The organism is Shewanella sp. 10N.286.52.B9 (assembly GCF_002873635.1).
In the GTDB taxonomy this organism is placed as follows: Bacteria; Pseudomonadota; Gammaproteobacteria; order Enterobacterales; family Shewanellaceae; genus Shewanella.
This window is the reverse complement of the sequence record NZ_MCTY01000163.1, coordinates 13377-33985: the sequence shown is the minus strand read 5'-3', so window position 1 is coordinate 33985 and position 20609 is coordinate 13377. Positions and strand designations below refer to the sequence as shown.

Here is a 20609-nt window from a genome sequence, read left to right as displayed (position 1 = left end):
TTGTGGATAGTCACTTATCATATAGCGATGATGATAGTATTCTAAATGTTAAGTTTTCATTTGTTTTTGCTGTTTTAATATTGTTTTCTATATTTACTCCTTTTTTATCATTTCTTTGTTGTGCTTTTTTGATTGTTTATACTCACAACTATAAATTGGTAAAGCTACTACCTATATCGCTTGTGTTTTTCTTTATTTTAATCAATTTTAATCGGGAGTTTTTCGTAAAGGGTAACGACCTAGAATGGTATTATACTTACTTTACTAATTTTTCAGATTATGAATTAGGTTTTTTTAATGCTTTTGAAGATGATCTGGCTAGCGTGTCATTGAAAGCAAGTGAGCCCCTGTATCATTTCTTTGTTTATATCTCGAGTAAAGCGACCAATGGATATTATCCAGCTTATATTCTCTGGGTACACTGTGTGATTTATCTGATTCCAACCTTTGTGATTATCGAGATCTGTAAGCGCGAAAAAGTAAATGTCTTGATATGTTGCTCTTTGGTTTTGTTTCAAATGTTGGTGTTTTATGATTTTGGTAATGCATATAATTTAATCAGACAACAGGTGGCCAGTTCGTTTCTGGTGCTGACTTTTTATTTTATGTATATAAAAAAGCCATGGTTTTGTTTGTTTTTCTCTATTGTTTCAGTGTTTACTCATAATTCAACGGTTTTGATGGCCGCACTAATATTATTGTTTTGTTTGTACAATATTAACTACATATCATACAAGCTATTACTAACGGCAACGGTGTTGTTATCTATTTTTTATGTTGCTGTATACTTTAACCTTAGTGGTCACTATGAAGATCTCGAAGATAAATCAAGAGGTATAGTTGTTAAACTGATTGATTTTAGTATTTTTGTTTTTAGTGGGATAATTGTATTTTTTTATGACTCAAAATATAGGAATGTTTACCGTTTTTTAGTGGTGTTATTCATTGCTCTGATGTTTTGTCATATTAGTTCTTTTTTACCTCTAAGATTTTTAACCTTTTATGATTCTTTTAAGTGGCTTAACTATTTTATCATCTTTAATTATTTCAGCACTAAGCTCTCATATTACAAAAATGCTAATTTAAGTATTTTTACTTCTTGTTTGATCTTAGGCTTTACCTATTTCAACCTGAAGCTTACTTATACAGCATATATATATAATGGTAGTTTTCTAGATTTTGTTATTGATTCACCCATTTATTATTTAGGTATTGATTTATGAAAGTGTTACTTATAACTACTTGCGTTTATAATGAAACTAACTACTCAGACTTTAAACGCCTAGTTAATAGCTTGCACTCGCAAAGTAGTGAGGCCGTCTTCTTTCATGCTGTTTTATTTCAAAACTACACTCAGACTGAAATGATTCAACCCGCTAATAATGATAATTATTGTGCCGAACACTTTTACATTAAAGATATCATTTCACTATCTAAAGCAAGAAATTTTATTATCGAGAGAGTTTTCGATCTTCTTAGTGATTATGATTACATTTCCTTTCCCGATGATGATTGCTGGTATCCTACGAGTTTTTGGCTCAATTTTGAAGGGTTAGTAAGTACCAATGATTGCGACCTTTTTTATACCAAGTTTTGTTCCAGCCCGATAGATGCTGTTGGTGATATTGAAAAGCATTCTGCTTATAAATTGGTTCAAAACGCGTCTTCAAACACCACTATTTATAAAAGTCAGATTGTCGCTGAATTGAGATGTTTTAATGAGAGTTTCGGTGTTGGCAGTGAAAATAATGGTGGTGAAGATACTGATTTTGCCATCAGAGCAATGTTGTTATCTAAATATATATGGTTTAGCAACTCAAACCTAATTGGCCATCGCGATCCCATTGCTGAGTTCAGATATCGATACTTCAAAGGCTCTTTCGGCGTGTTAAAGAATCATTGCTTTAGCTCACTTGCATTGATGCTGATTACAGCAAGAAAAACCTGTGTAGGGTTAGTCTTTCTTTTTTCTAACAAAATTAAAGTTACTGACTTTTTCATAAGGTGAATAAAATGGATTTTACAAAAAAGAATAATTTTTTGGGTGTGAATTTTAATGACTTTACAGCCGATAATCTGGTTCATCATATTGTTAATTATAATGGTGAATATTCAATGCTAGTTACGCCTAATGTAGACCATGTCATCAGGTACAACTCTGATTCAAGCTTTAAAACTATATATGATAAAGCTGATATTACTGTCAATGATAGCCGAATTTTAAATCTCTTATCTAAGCTGGCTAGGGTTGATATCGGAGATGTTATTCCAGGTAGTGATTTAACCAAACGAATCATAGAGACTTTGCCAGAAAAAGATTTTGATATAACAGTTATTGGTTGCTCAGATGAAACTATATCCTTTGTAAAAGCTAAATATAAGTTACGCTCAGTTAATCATTATAATCCTCCGATGGGGTTTATTGATGATGATATTGAAGTAGGTAAGTGTGTTGATTTTGTATTAGCCAATCCTGCTAAATTAATATTTCTTTGCGTGGGCTCACCAAGACAGGAAATTCTATGCCAAAAACTTAAACAGGCAGGTGCTTCAGGTCTGGCTTTGTGTGTTGGTGCTTCCTTTTTATTTTTAAGTGGTGAGGAAAAAAGAGCGCCTGTGATATTTCAAAAACTATCACTAGAATGGTTTTTTAGATTAATGCAATCACCAAGAAGGTTATTTGGTCGGTATGTTATTAATGGCGTTAAAATTTTTCCGATATTCATAAAGTACATTCATCAAAAGCATTAATTAATCCTTATTAAAGTGATTGGTAACGCTCATCGCTCCTTTTTTAACGTTAAATTCCCTATTGGTCACTGTAAGAATAATTTTTATCGAGGTTGAATATGATTTTACCCGTAATTATGGCAGGTGGTTCAGGCTCTCGTTTGTGGCCATTGTCTCGCCAGCAATTTCCTAAGCAGTTTCTTACTTTGTTAGATAATCATTCAATGTTGCAAACAACAGCGAACCGACTAGATGGAATTATTCATTCAGCGCCCTTAGTTATTTGTAATGAAGAACATCGTTTTTCTGTTGCTGAGCAGTTTCGTTTAGGCAATATAGATAACAGCGGAATTATATTAGAACCCGAAGGGCGAAATACCGCCCCCGCAATTGCACTTGCTGCTATGTATGCGGTTCGCAATGGGCAAGACCCTTTATTATTAGTGCTAGCCGCAGATCATGTCATTAAGAATGAGACCGCATTTTGTGAGGCTGTCACCAAAGCGGTAACCCTAGCAGAACATAACCAATTAGTGACGTTTGGCATTGTGCCGACAGCGCCAGAAACAGGTTACGGCTATATTCAACGGGGTGAGTTACTCGCTGATGAGCTTGGGTTTGAGGTTTCTCAGTTTGTTGAGAAGCCGAATTTAGCAACTGCGAAAGATTATATTGCCACTGGGCATTATTATTGGAATAGCGGCATGTTTTTGTTTAAAGCCAGTGTTTATTTACAAGAACTTAAATTATATAGCCCTGATATTTTTGCCGCTTGTGAAGCCGCAATGGTCAACACTACTCATGATGTAGACTTTATTCGTGTCGATGAAGTGGCTTTTATTACAAGTCCCGAAGACTCAATTGATTATGCTGTTATGGAAAAGACCAAGCATGCAGTGGTTGTGCCTATGGATTGCGGTTGGAGCGATGTCGGCAGCTGGTCTGCATTATGGGAGATTGAAGATAAAGATCCCCATGGAAACGTCTTTAAAGGCGATGTTATTGGTATAGATACCAACAATAGTTATGTTAATGCCACTGAAAAACTGGTGGCAACTATCGGCTTAGATGATGTGGTTATTGTTGAAACTAAGGATGCGATTTTAGTTTCAAAACAAGCTGATGTTCAACAAGTTAAACATATTGTAGAACAACTGAAAACTCATGAACGCAGCGAGTGGCAACACCACCGCGAAGTTTATCGCCCTTGGGGGAAATATGACTCCATCGATCATGGCGGACGTTTTCAAGTCAAGCGAATTACTGTCAAGCCTGGGGCAAAGTTATCAGTGCAAATGCACTATCACCGAGCAGAGCATTGGATTGTGGTATCGGGAACTGCGAAAGTAACCAATGGCGATCAAGACATTTTATTAACTGAGAATCAATCTACTTATATCCCTGTTGGTGTTATCCATGCCTTAGAAAACCCAGGTAAAGTGCCTCTAGAATTAATTGAAGTGCAATCGGGATCCTATCTCAGCGAGGACGATATTGTCCGCTTTGAAGACAGATATGGCCGTGTAGCAACAAAAGGCGTATCAAATGCTTAATTCAAAACAAGTGATAGCTTCAAGTCATATCGGTTTTGGAACCAGCGGTGCCAGAGGTTTGGTATGTGATTTCACTGTTGATGTCTGCGCAGCTTTCACAGTGTCTTTTTTAAACACCATGCAAGACTCTTTTAATGTTCACACAATCGCAATAGCTATAGATAATCGTCCAAGCAGTTTTACGATGGCACAAGCCTGTGCTGCAGCTCTAGAGCTGTGTGATGTAAAGGTTGTTTATTATGGTGTTATCCCAACGCCAGCATTAGCCTGTATTTCGATGAGCCAAGAGGTTCCTTGTATCATGGTGACAGGAAGCCACATTCCCTTTGACCGAAATGGATTAAAGTTTTATCGGCCTGATGGTGAGATTACTAAAGCCGATGAAATAGCGATTTTAAATAGTGAATATTATTATCCTTGCGTAGAGCAACTACCCTTGCTTACCGTGGATAATGCTGCTGAAAATCATTACATAGATCGTTATGTGAGTTTATTTGATTCGCCATGGTTAACTGGTAAGCGCATTGGCATTTATCAACATTCAAGTGCTGGGCGCGATTTATATCCACTCATTTTTGAAAAGCTGGGTGCCGAGGTTATATCCATTGGTCGCAGTGATACCTTTGTGCCTATTGATACTGAAGCAGTTAGTGACGCAGATTGTCAAAAAGCGATCGAGTGGACGCACGAGTATCAGCTTGATGCGTTATTTTCCACTGATGGTGATGGTGACAGACCATTGCTCGCTGATGAGCAAGGTAACTGGCTGCGTGGTGACATTCTGGGGTTACTTTCCGCCAAGGCGTTAGATATCGATGGATTAGTTGTACCCGTTAGCTGTAATACCGCCATAGAACTAAGCCGCTATTTTGATCTAGTCGTAAGAACTAAAATTGGCTCTCCCCATGTGATAGCCGCGTTTTCAGAGGTAGAAAGGCAAAGTAGTCGAATTGCTGGATTTGAAGCTAATGGGGGCTTCTTGCTGGGGTCTACTATCGAGGTTCATGGACATAGTTTGTCTGCACTACCTACTCGCGATGCAGTACTGCCTGTTTTGATGGTACTTCATAGCGCTTTGAGTAAAACTTCTTCCAACTCTATTGCAGAATTAGTAGCACAATTACCCCAACGCTTTACCCATAGCGACCGTTTGACAGATTTTAGCACTGAACGCAGTAAGCACATTATTAAATTAGGTTTACAGCAGCCAGAGTATTTACTTGAGCAATTAAACCTATCTGAAAATAAATTAGTAGAAGTTAATTCTAAAGATGGACTACGCTTAAGTTTTACTAATGGCAATATTGTTCATTTACGACCATCGGGTAATGCTCCGGAATTTAGATGTTACGCCGAAAGTGACTCTATATCCAAAGCTAAAAAATTAGTTGAACATACTTTGTATCAGTTATTGAACATCAATTTAAATGCATCGTTAGTTAATTAGGTGAGCTAAATGGAAAGTCCATCAACACTTCAATTTGTCGGTACCCGTTCTAGTTTCTTATTGCGTATCTTTGATATTGCCATTATTGCCGCCGCATTAATGATCATGATGCATAGCTATAATATTACTTTCAATAAGGACTACTTATTAGTGCTGATTGGGGTGTTATTTTTTTATAGTTATATAGGGGAATCTTTAGGGTTATACCGTTCTTGGCGCTTGGGGCGGTTTTCTACCATGTGCAGAATTATGTGTTTAAATGTAACTCTCGCCTTTTTACTCATGACATTATTATTATTCGTATTTAAATACAGTGAAGTTTATTCTCGGGTAACAGTGGGAGGCTGGTATGTCTTAACACTTATATCTTTAGTGAGTTGGCGACTGTGTGTGCGTGAGTTTAAACGTTTTCGTCGTAAAAAAGGTTATAGCGTCCAAAAAGTAGCCATTGTAGGTTTAACTGAGGCGGGGCAACGCTTATATACTCAAATACAGAAACATGATGAGTTAGGTTTCGAGTGTGTGGGTTTTTATGATGATAGAGACCCAAATCGTATCGAAAATTTAGATTTGTCATGTTTAAAAGGCACGGTGAATGATGCGGTTTATGTTGCTCGCCGAGGGGATATTCAAAAGTTATATGTTTGTTTACCTATGATTGCAGAGCAGCGAATTGCCGATATTATTTTAGCGCTAGGCGATAGTACTGTTGATGTATTAATTACCCCAGACTTTTTATTGAAGAACCTAATGCATGCTCGTATCGGGAGCGTGGGGGAAGTTGATACCTTAAGTGTGTTTGAATCCCCCGTAAATGGGATGATGCGCTTTTATAAACGTAGTTTTGATCTCATGTTTAGTTTTGTAGCCTTGATTATATTAAGCCCTGTTTTATTAGTTATTGCTCTGTTAGTTAAATTAAATTCAAAAGGTCCTATTATTTTTAAACAAGATAGGTACGGACTTGATGGGCGTAAAATTAAAGTTTGGAAATTTCGCTCTATGACGGTGACTGAAAATAGCGATGTCGTTATTCAAGCTAAGAAGGGAGATGCTCGAATAACCAGTATCGGCGGCTTTTTACGTAAAAGCTCGCTGGATGAATTGCCACAATTTTTTAATGTGCTAATGGGGGATATGTCAGTGGTTGGCCCAAGACCTCATGCTATTGCTCATAATGAAGAGTACAGACATTTAGTCTCTTATTACATGCTTCGGCACAAGGTATTACCTGGTATTACGGGCTGGGCCCAGATAAATGGCTGGCGTGGTGAAACCGATACCCTTGATAAAATGGAAAAAAGAATCGAATTCGACTTGGCTTATATAAGAAATTGGTCTATTTGGTTAGATGTGAAAATTGTCTTTATGACATGCTTTAAAGGTTTTGTCGGTAAACATGTTTACTAAAAATCACAATCAAAGGAATAGGTGATAACAATGAGAACAAAGCTAAATATATTTACACTATTAGTCATCTCAGCTGGGATAGCAAATGTGAGTGCTGAAGAAAAAGCTGGGGTAATTACCACTGAGTCCGGTGTTGATTTTATTCCAGCATTAAATGCAGGCTTAAAATATGACGATAATATTGCCAGTAGAAGTACAAATGAAGAAGAAAGTTGGATATTAACCGTAGCCCCTGCGGTGCAGGCAAAGATGCTCGATGGGAATAACATTTATACTATTGATGCCGGTATTGAGTACGGTGATTATTTCGATAGTAGCGACGATAACTACCTTGATGCACTATTAAAAGCTCGCGCTCAGGTAGAGTTAAATCAAAGCAATCGTTTCAATCTTGAAGCTAAGTATTTTTACGGTCACGAAGATCGTGGTACTGGTGTGTTCGATTTTGGCTTTGATGATGGACTGCCAACAGAACCTGCTACCTATGATATTTTTCAAGGTGGTGGTTATTATGAGTATGGCGCTAAATCAACGCCGGCAAGAGTTAGGATTAATGGTTTATATGATTCTAAGGAATATACAAACTTTAAAGAATTAACCCAGTTCCGTAATAAAGATAACGTTAAATTAGGGGCTACCGTTTTTTATGATACTCGAGCAGCCACTAGTATTTTTCTTGATTACCAATATATTCAAACCGCTTATGACGTCATGGATCCTGGCGGAGATAGAGACAGTGATACCCAAAATTTACAGTTAGGTGTTGAGTGGGAAGCAACCAGTACCACTGAGGGTTCTATTAGGATCGGCTATCAGAAAAAAGCATTTGATAATCAAGAGCGGGAAGATTTTAGCGGTGTAGCTTGGGATGCCAAGTTAACTTGGAAACCATTGACCTATAGTCAGTTTGACTTCTATACCGGTCGCAGTAGTGAGGACCCTGATACATTTGGTGATTATGTTCGTGAGACCACTTACGGGGTTAAATGGAACCATGATTGGAGCGACTTGTTTGGTACCACTCTCGGGTACGATCGAATACAAGACGATTACACAGGCTTTGAGCGTGAAGATACCACCAATGTTTATCGCGTTTCGTTCAATTTTGAAGTGTTGCGCTGGATGACGCTAAGAGCAGGTGCAGATATTGCTGACAATACATCAATACAAGAACGCTTTGATTACGATCGTAATATCTATTTTATCACTGCCGAAATGACCTTGTAATTATTGGTGCAATCATGAGATTTCTATTTTTAAGTCTAGTTTTAGCTCTTGTATCCATGATGCTGACATCGACTGCAGAGGCGGTCGAGTCTGATGATAGTTACCTATTAGGGGCTGGTGATACCATTATTATTCAAGTGTATGGTGAGGACGCCTTAACCTTGGAAACTCAACTCACCAATAGTGGCACCATTAATTTTCCTTTTTTAGGCCCAATTAAACTTAACGGTTTGACCATAAAACAAGTGGAGCAAATTGTTTATAAGGGTCTTAAAGGGGATTATTTTGTTGAGCCTAGTGTCTATGTCGGAATGGTGGAATATCGACCTTTTTATATTCACGGCGAGGTTAAAAAACCGGGTGGCTATCCATATCAGCCAGGAATGACAGTTAACCAAGCCATCGCACTAGCCGGTGGGCTGACTGAGCGGGCTTCAGAAGACAAAATCAATATTTCCCGAGAAGGCGCAAAGGTAAACTCCAAGCGTGGCAACATTAACAGTAAGATTTTTGCTGGTGATACTATTACCATTGAACAGAGGTTCTTTTAAATGACTCAGCAGGAAAGGCGAGCCAACCCATTGCCTCAAATTCAAATGGATCAGCTAATTGATTTCAAAAAGCTAATAAAACCTGTTATGCGTTTTAAATGGCGCATATTAACCTTTGCGATGTTGATTACTGCTTTGGTTATTTTTGTCGTATTGAAAATGACGCCAATATACAGTGCAAAGTCTACCTTATTGATCGAATCAGAACAGGCTAATGCTATTAAAATAGATGAAGTTTATGGTATTAATTCAGGGCAGCAAGAATATTATTTAACTCAATTTGAAATTATAAAATCACGCTCAATTGCAGAGCGAGTATTTAACGAATTAGATTTAATAAATCACCCTGCATTTGTCTCAGAACCAAGTTTGCTTAGTCAACTAGCCTATTTACTCGATTTTATTCCAAAAGAATATATTCCCGAAGAGTACCTACCTGATGACTTATTGCCTGAAGGGAGTGCTACAGAAAATGTTGACCAAGAAATTGTTAAGCAACAATTAATCGATACCTTTGCCGAAGATATCAGTATTTCACCGGTTAGAAAAACGCAATTGGTCCATATTCGTTATGAAAGCTCAGATCCCGCCTTGGCCGCATTAGTGGCTAATGTGGTGGGAGATACCTATATTTTAAGTCAATTGGAAGCAAAGGTTGGCATGACACAAAAGGCCAATACTTGGTTAGGTGGAAGGCTAGAAGAGCTAAGATTAAAGCTAGATGAATCTGAAACACGCTTAGAATCTTTTAAGCGGGCGAATGGTCTGGTTGATGTTGAAGGGGTCACAGCGTTAGATGCTAAAGAGCTCGAACGATTAAGTGATGAAATTGCCATGGCACGCTCACGCAAAGCGCAGGCAGAGAGTTTTATTACCGTGGTCAGGCGCTACGGTGCTACTGATATCAGCCGTTTAGAAAGCTTACCTGAAGTAACCTCCCATCCCTCGATTCAAAATGTTAAGCGTGAAGTGGTGATTGTTGAAAGAAAAGTTTCTGAGCTTGAGCAAATTTATGGGCCAAAGCATCCAAAAATGATCGCGGCAAAAGCTGAGCTTAAATCAGTACAGAGTAATTTACATAGCCAAATAGCAAGATTAGTGAGAGGTATTGAAGAAGAAGCGCAAACAGCAGGACGTAAGCTGAAGGGGTTAGAAGCGCAGTTTAATAAATCAAAAGGCTCTTTTCAAAACCTGAGCACTATAGATACTGATTTCCGTCGCATGCTGCGTGAAGTTGATACTAATCAACAATTGTTTGATAGCTTTCTTGCTCGTCAAAAAGAAACCGAAGTGACCGGCAGTTTTGACTCGCCTATCGCCCGCTTTACTGACAGAGCGATTGTGCCAATCTATCCTACTAAACCCAATAAAAAGCTGATTGTAATATTGACCTTTTTTGCCAGCTTAGGCTTTGGGGTGGTCATGGTGTTAGTGCTTGATGGATTAAATGACACCATCAAAAATAGCGATGATGTAGAAAAAATATTATCGCAACGGGCACTTGGTTATATACCTAAAGCCAAGAAAAGAGCCAGCTATAAAGAGATTAACTTCGCCTTTTACGATAATAATCAGCCTTTACATGCAGAAGCGGTTCGCACCATAAGAACATCGATGTCATTAATGGCCATGGGCAGTGACTTCTCTACCATTGAAGTGACATCATCGACGCCTAACGAAGGGAAAACCAGCACTTCAATGAACTTAGGCTTTGCTTTTTCTACGATGGAAAAAGTATTGATAATTGATGCGGACTTACGTAAATCCAGTATGGGCGAGCGTTTTGGTTTACCCTCTTATCAGCCAGGGCTTGCTAATATATTATCAGGTACAGAAAGCTTGCCTCATTGTATCGTTGCTGATGTTAAACCGAACGTTGACTTTATGCCTGCAGGAGCGGTGCCGCTTAACCCTCAAGAGTTACTTTCTTCGAGCCAGTTTCCGAGGTTATTAACCTTGCTGAAAACTCAGTATAGTAAAATCATTATCGATACCCCGCCAATACATGCCGTCAGTGACGCATTGATTATTACTTCGTTATGTGATGCAACGGTATTAGTGGTAAAAGCCGATCATACCCGTAATGAAGTGATTAAATTAAGCTTAGCAAAATTAAATCAAGCGAGAAGTAAAGTCTTTGGTGTCGTTCTAAACCAGTTTAATACGAAAGATGCACAGCATTACCAAGGTGACTATGGCTACTATAAAGCTTACGGCGCAGATCAGACTCCTAAAGATAAACCTGTGCAGTTTGCAGATTATGCCGCCAAAGATAAGCCTAAGCCGTTTTCTGACTTGGACAATATAAAAGTATGATTGATTTACATTGCCATGTATTAGCCAATATCGACGATGGAGCTAAATCCGTTGATGAAGCACTGAGTTTAATGGCTTTGGCACAGGAGCAAGGGGTAACCCGCATGGTGGCAACCCCGCATATCCATCTAGGCATATATGACAATGATATCAACTCAATATCTGCAGCTTATAAGGCGCTTTCACAAGCCCTAGTTAGCTCTAACATTGCTATTGAATTGCGCGCGGCAGCGGAAGTGCGGATTTCACCAGAAATCGTCTTGTTTGTTGAGCAACATAAATTGCCTTTTATTGGTCATTATCAGCAAAAAGATGTCCTACTATTAGAGTTACCCAGTAGCCATATCCCAGCGGGAACAGATAGGTTAATTAGCTGGTTATTGAGTAAAAATGTATTACCGATGATTGCTCACCCTGAACGTAATAGAGAGCTGCAAAACCACCCCCATAGAATTAAGCCCTTTGTCCAAGCTGGCTGTTTATTTCAGTTAACAGCAGCGTCGCTAATTGGCGATTTTGGCTCGGCGCCGCAGCAATTGAGTGAGCAATTTTTAAAAGAGCGTTTTTATTCCATCATCGCTTCAGATTGCCATTCCTTAAAACGTCGCCCACCTAAAATTGCCCAAGCAAAGCAATTGGTTAGTAGCTTAGTTGATGAAGAGTACGCTTTTGCATTAACGACAGAGATGCCCAGAACTATTTCTAATTCGCTATTTCAATAATCATAAGGTGATGACATAAAATGTTGAAGTTTAAAATGATAAAAAACTTCACTTGGTCAAGGCAAAGGCTGATATATGTATTTTTACTCCTTTTGCTAGCGGCGATATTGCCGGTTATTGTGCAAAAAGGCATGGCCAGTGCGTATCATTTTAAATCCCGATTCTATATTGATCATTGGCAGAAAAATAACCCTCCTACCCAGCTTCAATACTCAGCGGCATTATTGGCCGCTGATAATGCTTATAACCTTGATAGTAAAAACCCTCACTATTTATTGACCTTGGCAAAAGTCATGGAGTGGGGCGTATATGCAAATTTTGCCGCTGCCAATAACGCACTATTTAACCTGTTATATACCAATGCCATTTCCCAAAGGCCGACATGGCCTAATGCTTATAGTGATTACGCATATAATTTAGCCTTCATTCAGCATGATGTGTCACAAGTATGGCCTTTATTAGATAAGGCTGTACTGTACGGTCCTTATACCCCTGAAGTATTGCATCAAATTCTAGCCATCGGTTTTGCATATTGGCCTCAGTTAACCCTAGTACAAAAGAAAAACGTTTTTGAAACGGCGCGGATTTCAGCTATGGCTAGCTGGGACGTGCGCACTGATTTGAAGCGCTTAGCCACGCAATATGACATGACGCCAATAGTATGTACCTACTTTAAATTTATCACCCCAGAGTTTACTCCCAAAGATAAAAACTGGGTTGAAAAGGAACTGTGTCGTTAATGGATACTCTTGCCAAACCAACGAAGGTTTTCAGCGGACGCTTTGATCATTTTATGATATTGGCTCTGTGTGTGGTGATTATTTGGATGCCAATCCCTTTAGGCAGTAATCGTATTTGGGCGTTGGCGATCCTTGAATTTACAACAATATCACTGGGGATAGTACATCTTGGCTATTGCCTGAAGCATGATAGTGCATTTTTTCGCTACCAGTGGCAAAAGCAATTATTGCTCCCCCCAGGGCTGTTATTGATATATTTATTTTTACAGTATCTTAATTGGCTTCCAGGTATTGATAGTGTCGACCCTTACCAGACTCAACAACAACTCCTTAAGACTCTGTGTTATTCAATTTTTATTTTCTTATTAAGCCAATATTGTCAGCATTCTAAAACCTTAAGGTGGCTGTTTATAGCAATTATCTTATCAGGGTGTTTGCAGGCTTTTTATGGGGTGATTCTGAATCTACTGCAGTTAGATGCCTCGCCCATTTTAGGTTTTAGTGATGGCGAAAAGGCCCGTGGATCCTTTGTGTATCAAAATCATTTTGCTAATTATTTAGCCTTATGTTTAAGCATTGCGTTTGGTTGGCTGTTATCAGAGCTTAAAACCACTAAGCACGATCAAGATAAGCGCGCCATGCTTATCGGGATGATATCAACACTATTAAGTCGAAAATTAATTTTACGTTTAGCAATCGTGTTGATGGTTATAGGACTAATAATGAGCCGTTCGCGGATGGGCAATGCGGGCTTTTTTGCTGCTTTAGGCCTGATGTCGGTTATTGCATTATTTATTTACCGCCGCCCGCCGACATTGTTTAAACCCTTAGTTATCAGTATTTTTATTTTAGATTTGATTATTGTTGGTTCGATTTTTGGGATTGAAAAAGTTAAGCAGCGCTTAGCTGAGACCAGCTTTGCTTCAGAAACCCGCGATAATGTGGTTATTGATAGCTTACCTATCATTCAAGATAATCTTTTTACAGGTACAGGAGGAGGCAGCTTTTATACGGTTTTTCCGCAATACCAACCCCAGTTTTACTCTGGTTTTTATGATCATGCCCATAATGAATATGTGCAATTTGTAATTGAGTATGGTGTTGTTATGACGGTGATATTAGGCGCTTGGGTGTTGTATTCGTTTTGGCTTGCTTGTCGAACAATGTATCTACGCAATAACAAGCTTTATAAGGGTATCGCATTTGGTTGTGCTATGGCTATCGTATATATGCTCTTGCATATCTCGGTTGATTTCCATCTACAAGCACCAGCCAATACGTTACTGTTTTTAACCATAATAACCCTGTGTTGGTCGGTTCGTTATTTACCTTCTGAGCCTCAGCGAAAGGCTCGAAAATCATTTTAGTTTTACTTTTACTATACAATTTAGCGCTAGTTAAATAAGGATATTTTATGAAAGTTGTCATTCCCGTTGCAGGTTTAGGCACGCGTATGTTGCCAGCTACCAAAGCCATACCTAAAGAAATGTTACCCATTGTTGATAAACCCTTAATTCAATATATTGTTGATGAATGTGTCAGTGCGGGAATTAAAGAAATTGTATTGGTGACTCATGCCAGTAAAAATGCAATTGAAAACCACTTTGATAAATCTTACGAGTTAGAGTCAACCTTAGAAAAACGGGTTAAACGTCAGTTATTACATGAAGTGCAGTCTATTTGCCCTAAAAATGTCACCATTATGCATGTGCGTCAGGGTGAGGCTAAGGGCTTAGGCCATGCGATATTATGTGCAAAACCCTGTATTGGAAATAATCCATTTGCAGTGGTGTTGCCCGATGTCATTTTAGATGCCTACTCAGCGGATCAGCGAACTGAAAACTTAGCTTCTATGCTGGTGCGTTATCAGGAGTCCCAAGCCAGTCAAATTATGGTGGCCCCTGTACCTGATGAGCAAGTGAATAAGTACGGCATTGCAGATTGCGCTGGTGAAACCGTGATGGCTGGAGAGTCAGTCAAAGTGTATAAAATGGTTGAAAAGCCTGCAGTGGGTCAAGCGCCGTCAAATTTAGCCGTGGTTGGTCGTTACGTGTTGTCCGAAAAAATTTGGGATTTACTAGCCCAAACGCCGCCGGGCGCAGGGGATGAAATTCAATTAACTGATGCTATTGATATGCTGATTAAATCTGATGCGGTGGAAGCTTTTAATATGACGGGTAAATCCCATGACTGTGGCGATAAGCTTGGTTATATGAAAGCGTTTGTTGAATACGGTTTGCGAGATGCTAAATATGGCGGCGATTTTAGTCGTGAAATTAAACTGTTATTAACCGAATACGACTAATGTAAGTTAATGAAATTGTGATTTATATACTGTTATATACTGTTATATGCGGTGCTACCGAGCCAGCCCTAGCGTCTTTGCTTGAAAAGGCTGACAAACTAAAACCTAATCTTCGATACTGTTGCGGCAATAACGCTAAAATGGTGTTTGAGGTTAGGTTTTTTTGTACCTAAAATTTATGTTAATAATATATAAAACAGAGTTTTATGTTGTGTGGTCGAGGTATGGGTAAATAGCCTAATCAAAGCCATTATATTGTTGGATAGTCCTCCGCTAAACCGCTAAACCGCTAAACCGCTAAACCGCTAAACCGCTAAACCGCTAAACCGCTAAGCTTGCTGATACTTCATAATCATTTAGTCGGTGAGTTAAGCTAACTTTACTTGGCGCTCAATTCTGAACGCGAAGGCATAGTTCGCCATTTCCTATCTAATTCGTCTATTTTTTAGCTTTTTAATTTATTTTAATAAGTCTAGCAATCTTAGAAATCAACTACCCCTAAGTGAGTATGGCTTAAGGTTATAGTTATCAAGGGGTTTTTATTGGTATTTGATGGTTTGACTTTATTTTGTCTTTTACGAAGGGTTAGATCCATCAAAATGTATTAATCGGATTGTATGTTTATCCCTATGATGTTTTCCAAGGAAGCGAAAGATACAAGGTATCACTGGTCAAACGGTCGGATTGAAAGGTTCAATCTGGATTCAGCAGTGTTAATTCTAGCAAATATGCCAGTCAGTTCGCTCCACCTAATTCTTAATATGTAAACTTAACCTGTAAGGCAGCAATGATTATGAATATCATCCAAAATCTTTTTGCTATTTCGCCCTATATTGCGTTGTTTATTACTCTGGCACTTGGTTATCTGATCGGCAAAATTACCATAGGACGTTTTGTTCTTGGTGGTATTGCAGGTACCTTGTTGATGGGAGTATTAATTGGCCAATTTGGTGTGCAAATAGACCCAGGAGTCAAAACCATCTTCTTCGCATTATTTATTTATGCGGTAGGTTATCAAGGTGGGCCTCAATTCTTTGGCGCGCTTAACTTCAAAACTATCAACATTTTACTTTCCGCTGTCGTGATGACGGTAACCGGTTTAATTACGGTATTAGTGGCAGCTAAGTTATTTAGCTTAGACAGTGGTACTGCAGCAGGTCTTGCTGCCGGTGGCTTAACGCAATCAGCCATTATTGGTACTGCTGGTGATGCGATATCTCAATTAGGTGGCATGACCGAAGAAGCTAAAAGCTTGATGCAAACCAATGTGGCTGTGGGTTACGCCGTAACATACATCTTTGGTTCGTTAGGCCCAATTTTAATGGTGTCATGGTTAATTCCGACCTTTATGAAATGGGATATCCGCGAAGAAGCACTAAAGCTAGCTGAAAAAATGTCTGACGGTAAGCCTGAGCTGGCGCCAGGTGAATTTAATGCGATGACAGATCTTGTGTCACGTGCTTATAAAATTCCTACAGACAGTCGATTAATTGGTCAAGATATTCAAACTGTAAACGGTGATCTGCTTGATACCGCTATCGAAATGATTTCACGTGATGGTCAAAACATTGAAGTTGATAAATCAGTGGTGATAAAAGCGGGTGACATCTTAGTGGTAACCGGTCTTCGCCAAGCTATCGCTGGACACATAGAGTCTGCCAAGCATGAAGTGGCATTACCACGTGGCACCGTATTAATTGAAGAAAATCGTCAACTTGTTGCTAATGACAAGCAATTAATTGGTAAAACACTTGCACAGATTAAAGCTGAAACTAACGTGGATACCTTACGTGGTGTGTATGTTACCGACGTGATCCGTGGTGGTAACTCGCAAAATATTTCAGCCGATTTTATCGTCCATAAAAATGACATTATTCAAGTCACTGGCTCTGCAAAAGATATTAACCGTATCGAAAAAGGCATCGGTAAGCGTTTAGTTTCATTATTTTCAACTGACTACGTACTGTTTGGTTTAGGTATGGTAGGTGGCTTATTAATTGGTCTGATTAACTTCGAAATAGCCGGTATTCCAGTGACAATTGGTTCAGGTGCAGGTTGTTTGATTTCAGGTTTATTTGTGGGCTGGTTACGTAGTCGTAAACCAAATATGGGATCACTGCCACTGGGCGCTTCAAACTTCTTACGTGACTTTGGTTTAGCGGTATTTGTTGGGGTTGTCGGTTTACAAGCAGGACCTCAGGCAATCGATATGGTTAAAGAAAACGGTTTAACCTTATTGTTCCTAGGTGTCGCGGTAACCATTATTCCACAAATTATCTCTTTCTTTATCTCTTACTACGTATTGAAGATTAAGAACCCGATTGAAGCACTCGCTTGTGTTGCAGGTGGCCGCAGCGCTAATCCAGGCTTTGCAGCTCTACTTGAAAAAGCAGGTAATGCAACACCGGTATTTGCTTTCACGGTCACTTACGCCATTGCCAATGTATTACTCACCCTTTGGGGTCCAATCATTGTCGGCATTATTTCAACCCAATAATTACCCTAGATAGTCGATGAGAGTGACGTCTCCTCTTATCGACTATCACCCCAAATTCACCCTTTTAAATTGATAAATAGGTAAAATATTATGACTACATCAAATACTCAAACTGTACCAACAATCGATTTCACTAAATTTGCCAACTTAAGCCCATTTGAATTAAAAGATAAATTGATTGAAGTGGCTAAAACCGTTCCAGATCGTATTTTATTGGATGCGGGCCGCGGTAACCCCAACTTCTTGGCCACCTTACCTCGTAAAGCATTCTTACGTTTAGGCGATTTTGCTATCGAAGAATCAGAGCGCAGCTACTCATACTTAAACGAAGGTTTTGGTGGTATTCCGGATGGTGTTGGCGTTGTTGAACGTTTTGACACTTTCGCAAAAGAAAACCTAAACAGAGATGGCGTTAAGTTTTTACAAAAAGCAATTAGCTATGCTAATGACCGTTTAGGTATTGATAAGCAAGCTTTTTTACACGAATTTGTAAACGCGTTTTTAGCCTGTAACTACCCTGTGCCTTCACGTATGTTAACCAACATTGAAAAAGTGGTTAAGCAGTACATAGGTGAAGAAATGTATGGCCCAATGCCAATGACAACTGACTTTGACCTGTTCGCTACTGAAGGTGGCACTGCGTCTATGACTTATACTTTTGCGACAATGTTCAACAATGGTTTACTTAAAAAAGGCGACAAAGTGGCGTTAGTGACGCCTATCTTTACCCCTTATTTAGAGATTCCAGAGCTTGCTGAATATGAGTTAGAAATTGTTGAATTACGCTTAGACGAAAATACATGGCAGTTACCACAATCAGAAATTGAAAAATTAGCTGATACAGGTATCAAACTATTGTGTGTGGTTAACCCTGCCAATCCTGCATCGGTTAAGTTTTCAAACGATACGTTAGACCGTTTAACTGACTTTGTTAACACACAGCGCAAAGATTTGTTCATCATCACTGATGACGTATATGGCACATTTGCAGACAACTTTATTTCGCTATTTGCCAAACTGCCATACAACACCTTATGTGTGTATTCATTCTCAAAATACTTTGGTGCAACCGGCTGGCGTTTAGGTACTATCGGTATTCATTATGAAAACGTATTTGATGATGCAATGCGTGCGTTACCAGAAGCGCATCAATTACAGTTAGATAACCGTTATAAAACACTGACACCTGAACCAAGAGACATTAAGTTTATTGACCGTATCGTTGCCGACAGTCGTGCTGTAGCCCTAAACCACACAGCTGGTTTAGCATTACCACAACAGGTGCAAATGGCATTATTTTCATTAAGTTGTTTAATGGACTTGGAAGATAATTACAAAGCAGCTTGTAAACGTATTATTCGTGAACGTTACATCACATTGTATAAAAACATGGGTGTTGAAATTGAAGAAAACGAAGACCGTGTTGATTACTACACCCTACTAGAGTTAGATGCTTTAGGTGGTAAACTTTATGGCGATGAGTTTGTACAATGGTTTAAAGATAACAATAAAGGTCAAGACTTCCTCTTTGTGTTAGCGTACAAAACAGGGGTAATTTTATTACCAGGTAAAGGATTTGATGTTGTTCATGCTTCAGTGCGTGTATCACTAGCTAACCTAACTCACTACGATTATGAGTTAATTGGTCGTGCGACAAGAGTCGTACTTGATGGCTACTTTGCAGAGTATCAAGCAAGCTAGTTAATCAATACCGCAGTTAATCAGTCAAATATTGACTGATGATTGAGAAATGAAAATGCCAATCTTTTGATTGGCATTTTTTATGCTAGATTGAAAAATTTTGTACTATATTTCACAGTTATACAAAGTATTAAAACAGCAACAAAGCTTAATTGGGCAAGATTGCGACATGGTGTATTAGCTGCGTGATACTAGAGCAAATGAATTAAGGGAGTATCTATGGGAACGATCAGGTTGAATTCTATTGTTATTGGCCCATTGCTGTGTATGCTGCTGACGCCTATGGCTGCTGTTGCTAATGATAATGCTGAAGATAGCGTTGCCAATGAGCCAAGCTCATTAGTGCCAAATTTAAAAGAAAACCAAGCACCTTTAACCGTGAATAAAGGCAATTTTGTGGCAGCGCCCATTCCGTTTTCAAATCCGACCATTGATTCAGGTTTAGGCGGATTAGTGGGCTACTTTTATCCACAAACCGCAGAGCAAAAAGCGGTACAACCTCCTTCTGTTACCGGTATCGCAGGGTTTTATTCCAGTAATGACAGCTGGGGCGCGGCAGTTGGTCATGCCAGTTATTGGGATAATAATAACTGGCATTTAAAAGGTGGGGTCGCCTATGCCGATTTAAAGCTGCCGTTAGTGTCAACCGAGTTGCTTGGTTTACCTATCGACGTTGATTGGGATATTTCTGGCTACGGTGCACTGCTTGAATTGGAGCGGCGCATTAGTGGTAATTGGTTTGTCGGAGTTAATGGGGTATTCATTGATTTTGAACAAGACTTTAATGTTAACATTAGCTCCATCGATTTTGATTTACGAAATGAAATTGTCTCCGCAGGACTTGGTGCTGGGATTATTTATGATTCTCGTGATGTGCCTACTAACCCTTATGATGGTTATTACTTTAAGCTCAACGGCACTTTTTTTGATGATGCCATTGGCAGTGATACCAACTTTGAATCTTATTCATTAGAGTTTGATGGTTATTTTCCTGTGCATGAGTCGATAACCGTGGCTTATAAATTAAAAGGCTGTTTGAAAGAGGGTAACGTGCCGCTATGGGCAGCTTGTCGTTTAGGGTTACGTGGTTTTTCATCCACTGAATATATGGCCTTAGGTGCCATTGAAACAGAAGCTGAAGCCCGTTGGCGTTTTCATAAGCGCTGGGGATTAGTGGGTTTTATTGGCGCAGGTAAATTGGATGATGTGAATCATGCGGATAAATCTGATGATATCATTCCTTCATACGGTATTGGCGTGCGCTTTATGCTACAACCAGCAGAGCGAATCAATTTACGCTTAGATTATGCTCGCTCATCCAATAATAATGATGCGCTTTATCTTTCTGTCGGGGAAGCATTTTAATATCGTTATTTTAGTCTATGACTTACATTAGATGTTGTTTATATT

The 20609-nt window shown here is 39.0% G+C and carries 16 protein-coding genes; all 16 read left to right on the top strand.

Going from position 1 to position 20609, the window contains the following annotated elements; translation table 11 throughout:
* Positions 1-2: 2 nt before the first annotated feature.
* The 16 genes from BCU91_RS09285 (at position 3) to BCU91_RS09210 (ending at position 20564) form a co-directional block, all read left to right on the top strand.
* Positions 3-1223 carry an EpsG family protein gene (locus BCU91_RS09285; protein ID WP_102531343.1) on the top strand — a complete coding sequence of 407 codons (1221 nt, stop codon included), beginning with the start codon at positions 3-5 and terminating at the stop codon, positions 1221-1223.
* Positions 1220-2008, top strand: a complete 789-nt coding sequence (locus BCU91_RS09280; protein WP_102531342.1) for a glycosyltransferase family A protein — start codon at positions 1220-1222, stop codon at positions 2006-2008. The genes BCU91_RS09285 and BCU91_RS09280 overlap by 4 nt, the downstream gene beginning before the upstream one ends.
* A 5-nt stretch (positions 2009-2013) precedes the next feature.
* Positions 2014-2751, top strand: coding sequence for a WecB/TagA/CpsF family glycosyltransferase (locus BCU91_RS09275; protein ID WP_102439080.1), 738 nt, complete (start codon positions 2014-2016; stop codon positions 2749-2751).
* A gap of 98 nt (positions 2752-2849) precedes the next feature.
* On the top strand, positions 2850-4283 hold the full coding sequence (locus tag BCU91_RS09270; RefSeq protein WP_102531341.1) for a mannose-1-phosphate guanylyltransferase/mannose-6-phosphate isomerase: 1434 nt from the start codon (positions 2850-2852) through the stop codon (positions 4281-4283).
* Entirely contained in the window at positions 4276-5730 is a 1455-nt protein-coding gene (locus tag BCU91_RS09265; RefSeq protein WP_102531340.1) for a phosphomannomutase, read from the top strand. The genes BCU91_RS09270 and BCU91_RS09265 overlap by 8 nt, the downstream gene beginning before the upstream one ends.
* Positions 5731-5739: 9 nt before the next feature.
* Entirely contained in the window at positions 5740-7140 is a 1401-nt protein-coding gene (locus BCU91_RS09260) for an undecaprenyl-phosphate glucose phosphotransferase (protein WP_102520800.1), read from the top strand.
* A gap of 30 nt (positions 7141-7170) precedes the next feature.
* Entirely contained in the window at positions 7171-8367 is a 1197-nt protein-coding gene (locus BCU91_RS09255; RefSeq protein ID WP_102477064.1) for an outer membrane beta-barrel protein, read from the top strand.
* A gap of 14 nt (positions 8368-8381) precedes the next feature.
* Positions 8382-8918 (top strand): polysaccharide biosynthesis/export family protein, encoded by a 537-nt coding sequence (locus tag BCU91_RS09250; protein ID WP_102477065.1) that lies wholly within the window; start codon positions 8382-8384, stop codon positions 8916-8918.
* Positions 8919-11234 carry a polysaccharide biosynthesis tyrosine autokinase gene (locus tag BCU91_RS09245; protein WP_102531339.1) on the top strand — a complete coding sequence of 772 codons (2316 nt, stop codon included), beginning with the start codon at positions 8919-8921 and terminating at the stop codon, positions 11232-11234. It begins immediately after the preceding gene.
* A complete protein-coding gene (locus tag BCU91_RS09240) occupies positions 11231-11956 on the top strand; it encodes a CpsB/CapC family capsule biosynthesis tyrosine phosphatase (RefSeq protein WP_102439065.1) in 726 nt (241 codons plus the stop codon). Before BCU91_RS09245 ends, BCU91_RS09240 begins: the two co-directional genes overlap by 4 nt.
* Before the next feature lie 20 nt (positions 11957-11976).
* The gene (locus tag BCU91_RS09235; RefSeq protein WP_102531338.1) at positions 11977-12696 is read left to right on the top strand and encodes a hypothetical protein; all 720 of its coding nucleotides are present in this window, start codon (positions 11977-11979) and stop codon (positions 12694-12696) included.
* On the top strand, positions 12696-14063 hold the full coding sequence (locus BCU91_RS09230) for an O-antigen ligase family protein (protein ID WP_102439061.1): 1368 nt from the start codon (positions 12696-12698) through the stop codon (positions 14061-14063). The genes BCU91_RS09235 and BCU91_RS09230 overlap by 1 nt, the downstream gene beginning before the upstream one ends.
* Positions 14064-14110: 47 nt before the next feature.
* The gene (gene galU / locus BCU91_RS09225; RefSeq protein WP_102439059.1) at positions 14111-15001 is read left to right on the top strand and encodes a UTP--glucose-1-phosphate uridylyltransferase GalU; all 891 of its coding nucleotides are present in this window, start codon (positions 14111-14113) and stop codon (positions 14999-15001) included.
* A 793-nt stretch (positions 15002-15794) separates the two neighbouring features.
* On the top strand, positions 15795-17498 hold the full coding sequence (aspT, locus tag BCU91_RS09220) for an aspartate-alanine antiporter (protein WP_102439057.1): 1704 nt from the start codon (positions 15795-15797) through the stop codon (positions 17496-17498).
* A gap of 90 nt (positions 17499-17588) precedes the next feature.
* Positions 17589-19199 (top strand): bifunctional aspartate transaminase/aspartate 4-decarboxylase, encoded by a 1611-nt coding sequence (locus BCU91_RS09215; RefSeq protein WP_102520803.1) that lies wholly within the window; start codon positions 17589-17591, stop codon positions 19197-19199.
* A 219-nt stretch (positions 19200-19418) separates the two neighbouring features.
* Positions 19419-20564 carry a BamA/TamA family outer membrane protein gene (locus BCU91_RS09210; RefSeq protein ID WP_102439053.1) on the top strand — a complete coding sequence of 382 codons (1146 nt, stop codon included), beginning with the start codon at positions 19419-19421 and terminating at the stop codon, positions 20562-20564.
* Positions 20565-20609 lie beyond the last annotated feature (45 nt).

Coding starts and splice junctions, on each gene's coding strand:
- BCU91_RS09280 (WP_102531342.1), top strand. CDS start 1,220: ATGAAAGTGTTACTTATAACTACTTGCGTTTATAATGAAACTAACTAC.
- BCU91_RS09275 (WP_102439080.1), top strand. CDS start 2,014: ATGGATTTTACAAAAAAGAATAATTTTTTGGGTGTGAATTTTAATGAC.
- BCU91_RS09270 (WP_102531341.1), top strand. CDS start 2,850: ATGATTTTACCCGTAATTATGGCAGGTGGTTCAGGCTCTCGTTTGTGG.
- BCU91_RS09265 (WP_102531340.1), top strand. CDS start 4,276: ATGCTTAATTCAAAACAAGTGATAGCTTCAAGTCATATCGGTTTTGGA.
- BCU91_RS09260 (WP_102520800.1), top strand. CDS start 5,740: ATGGAAAGTCCATCAACACTTCAATTTGTCGGTACCCGTTCTAGTTTC.
- BCU91_RS09255 (WP_102477064.1), top strand. CDS start 7,171: ATGAGAACAAAGCTAAATATATTTACACTATTAGTCATCTCAGCTGGG.
- BCU91_RS09250 (WP_102477065.1), top strand. CDS start 8,382: ATGAGATTTCTATTTTTAAGTCTAGTTTTAGCTCTTGTATCCATGATG.
- BCU91_RS09245 (WP_102531339.1), top strand. CDS start 8,919: ATGACTCAGCAGGAAAGGCGAGCCAACCCATTGCCTCAAATTCAAATG.
- BCU91_RS09240 (WP_102439065.1), top strand. CDS start 11,231: ATGATTGATTTACATTGCCATGTATTAGCCAATATCGACGATGGAGCT.
- BCU91_RS09235 (WP_102531338.1), top strand. CDS start 11,977: ATGTTGAAGTTTAAAATGATAAAAAACTTCACTTGGTCAAGGCAAAGG.
- BCU91_RS09230 (WP_102439061.1), top strand. CDS start 12,696: ATGGATACTCTTGCCAAACCAACGAAGGTTTTCAGCGGACGCTTTGAT.
- galU (WP_102439059.1), top strand. CDS start 14,111: ATGAAAGTTGTCATTCCCGTTGCAGGTTTAGGCACGCGTATGTTGCCA.
- aspT (WP_102439057.1), top strand. CDS start 15,795: ATGAATATCATCCAAAATCTTTTTGCTATTTCGCCCTATATTGCGTTG.
- BCU91_RS09215 (WP_102520803.1), top strand. CDS start 17,589: ATGACTACATCAAATACTCAAACTGTACCAACAATCGATTTCACTAAA.
- BCU91_RS09210 (WP_102439053.1), top strand. CDS start 19,419: ATGGGAACGATCAGGTTGAATTCTATTGTTATTGGCCCATTGCTGTGT.